General features: G+C 64.5%; 3 protein-coding genes. All 3 read right to left on the bottom strand.

Annotated elements, in window-relative coordinates; translation table 11 throughout:
• Positions 1–758 (bottom strand): ATP-binding cassette domain-containing protein (locus U9980_RS18750; RefSeq protein WP_322769103.1); only part of this gene is annotated, 758 nt, incomplete at its 3' end.
• Positions 755–1759: an ABC transporter permease gene (locus tag U9980_RS18745; protein ID WP_416210320.1), complete on the bottom strand. Its 1005-nt coding sequence runs from the start codon at positions 1757–1759 to the stop codon at positions 755–757. The genes U9980_RS18750 and U9980_RS18745, both read right to left, overlap by 4 nt.
• Before the next feature lie 127 nt (positions 1760–1886).
• On the bottom strand, positions 1887–2933 hold the full coding sequence (locus tag U9980_RS18740; protein WP_416210319.1) for a sugar ABC transporter substrate-binding protein: 1047 nt from the start codon (positions 2931–2933) through the stop codon (positions 1887–1889).
• Positions 2934–3194 lie beyond the last annotated feature (261 nt).

Genomic DNA, 3194 nt, shown 5'->3' with positions numbered 1-3194 from the left:
GCCTCGGCCATGGTGTGCTCCTTCGGAGAGATGAGGTCAACCCGCCGTCCGAGTCGCTGAATGTGTATCCGATCAGACACCTCGAACACCTGCGGCATGTTGTGGCTGATGAGGATCACCGGCAGACCACGGTCACGGATGCGCCCGATGAGCTCGAGAACCTGGCCGGACTCCCGCACGCCCAGTGCCGCGGTCGGCTCGTCCATGATGACGAGCTTGCGTGCGAACGCGGCGGCCCGGGCCACGGCCACACCCTGGCGCTGACCACCGGAAAGCTCCTCGACCGGGTTCGTCATCGACCGCAGACCAATCTTGAGTTCGCTCATCTGTTGCGCGGCCTGACGCTTCATCGCCGGTTTGTCGAGCATCCGCAACACGCTGCCAAGCGGTCCGCGACGGCGTACCTCACGACCGAGGAACATGTTACTGGCGATATCCAGCGCCGGCGCCACGGCAAGATCCTGGTAGACAGTCTCGATCCCGTGCGCGCGGGCATCGGCCGGGCTGTGGAAACGGACCGGGTGGCCATCGAGCAGAAACTCGCCCAGGTCCGGCGTCACCGCGCCGGACAGCGCTTTGATCAGGGTCGACTTTCCCGCTCCGTTGTCCCCGATGACGGCAAGCACCTCGCCGGCACGCAGCTCGAAGTCGCAGCCGTCCAGCGCGGTGACGTGACCGTACCGTTTGACCAGGCCACGTGCCTCGAAGACGACGTCCTCCCGACCAGCCTTCGTGGTCTGGTCCGCCGTGACACTCACTGGTTCCTCCTTCGGGCGATCTGGTCGATGGAGACAGCGGCGATCACAAGTATGCCGGTGATCAAAACCTGGTAAATCGACTTGGTCCCGATGAGCTGGAGGCCGTTACGGATGACCCCGACGATCAGTGCGCCGATGAGAGTCCCGACGACGCTGCCCCGCCCGCCGAACAGGCTGGTTCCACCGAGGACGACGGCGGTGATGCTGTCGAGGTTGTCGGTCTGTCCGGCATTCGGGTCACCAACGCCCGTCCGGGATACCAGGAGCAGGGCCGCGATGCCGTAAAACAGACCCGCGGCCGCATATACGGTCAACAGCAGGCGGCGGGTCGGGATACCGGTCCGGCGGGCCGCCTCATGATTATCCCCCACAGCGTAGACGTGCCGACCGGCCGCAGTCTGGCTCAACACATACCAGAGCAGGGCGAACAGCAGCAGCATCAGCACCGATCCATACGTGACGTCTGTCTGGCCGATGCTGAACGTCTTCCCGAAGTAGGTCAGTGCCGACGGTAGGCCGGACACCGTCTGCTCGTCCGAGTAGATATGCGTCAGCGCGAAGGCGATGTTCAACGTGCCCAGCGTGACAATGAAGGGCGGCAGCCGCAGAGAGGTCACCAAACCCCCGTTGAGCAGGCCGAAGCCGGCGCAGACCAGTAGTCCGAGGGCGATCGCCAGGTACGGGTTGAGCCCGGACTCGACCGCCAGACTGGTCATCACGATGTTTCCCAGCGCCATGATGGCACCGTTGGACAAATCGATGCCAGCGGTGAGGATCACCAACGTCTGCCCGATCGCCAGCGTGCCGACGACCATGACCTGCTGGAGAACGAGAGACAGGTTGGTGCCGGTCAGGAAACGATCAGATTTGATCGAGAAGAAGATACCGGCCAGAAACAGAGCGGCCAGCGGACCAAAGGTGGATATGCCGAGCACCTGCCGCAGGCCCGCGCGAGCACTCGCGCGGGCCCCGGCAGCCGGCTCGGCAACCGTCGTCGTCATCATGCGCAGTCCAATGTTTCGTGAACCCCAGGAGCCGTGAACAAGAAAAAGGACAGGCCCATACGGACCCCGATCAGAAGAACCCTGGGCGGTGGGCCCGCTGTCACCGGACCCACCGCATGGAAGATCAGCCCCAGCAGTTAGCCAGACCGAAGTCGACATCCTTCGACTCGACACCGTCCGCCGCCTTGGCAGTGACCAGAGTGACACCGGTGTCGGTGTATCCGGACGCCTTCGTACCGCTCGCCGCATAGGCGACGACAGCGTTCACACCCTGCTCAGCCATCTTCAGCGGGTACTGCTGAGAAGTCGCAGCGATCTTCCCGTCCCGGACAGCCTGCACACCGGTGCAACCACCGTCAACCGAGACGATCAGAACATTCTTTTCCTTGCCCGCGGCCTTCAGCGCGGTGTATGCACCCAACGCAGCCGGCTCGTTGATCGTGTAAAGGAGGTTGATGTCCGGAGCCTTCTGCAGACAGTTCTCCATCGCCGTCTGCCCCTTGGCCTGGTCGCCCTGGGTGTCCTGACTACACACGACACTCGGCGCGCTGACCGGGGACGTCGCGCTCGCGTCGACGCCGGCGGCACCGAAACCCGACAGGAAGCCGTTGTGACGCAACACCCCGACCGTGACACCAGGAGCAAGATCCAATGTGGCGATCTTAGCCGGCGTGCTCCCCAGCACCGCCTTGGCGTACTTACCGATGAGCACACCCGCGGTGAAGTTATCCGTCGCGAACAGCGCATCCACCGCAGACTGCGGATCCGTGGGAGTGTCCAAAGCGATGACCAGCACCCCCTTGGCCCGCGCCTTCTGGACCGCCGGGACAATCGCCTTGGTATCACTCGGAGTGATCAGAATACCCTTCGCCCCGGCCGCAACCATGTTCTCGATCGCGGTGACCTGACTGGCGTTGTCACCGTCGAACTTGCCGGCGGCGGTCAACAGCTTGGCCCCCTTGGCCTTCGCCGCCGCCTCCGCACCCTCCTTCATCTTCACGAAAAACGGGTTGGTATCTGTCTTCGTGATCAGCCCAACGGTTACGGCGGCGCCGGACGCGGCACTCGAGGCGGCGCTGGAGCCGGCACTGGAGGAGCTGGCCGCGGGGGTGCCCGTGTCGCTCGACGAGCTGCCACACGCCGAAAGGACGAGCGCAGCTAAAGCCGGCACGGCCGCGAGCCGCACCCCACGCTGCCACCAACCGGCGGCTGCACGTCCACGGCGAGACCGGTCCGCCCAGCCACGGCCGGCATCCCTCATCCCCGCCCGCGCCCCCACGCGACACGGCGGCAGCTGTGCGACCTCTATGTGATCAACCATCCCTTGTCCCCTTCTGACCGGCAACCGGAAGCTCCGGGTTGCTCTGAGCTGGGCGAAATGTAACTCGCATCACAGAGGTGCGCAAGCGTTTGCGCGAACGCTTGCGCAAAA

It is taken from the genome of Protofrankia sp. Cr1 (assembly GCF_963555865.1).
GTDB lineage: Bacteria > Actinomycetota > Actinomycetes > Frankiales > Frankiaceae > Protofrankia.
Note: the sequence above shows the minus strand (reverse complement) of the source record. Positions and strands in the feature narration are given on the sequence as shown.

Excerpts from the sequence above, each read along its gene's own strand:
- U9980_RS18745 (WP_416210320.1), bottom strand. The coding sequence starts at position 1,759 with ATGACGACGACGGTTGCCGAGCCGGCTGCCGGGGCCCGCGCGAGTGCT.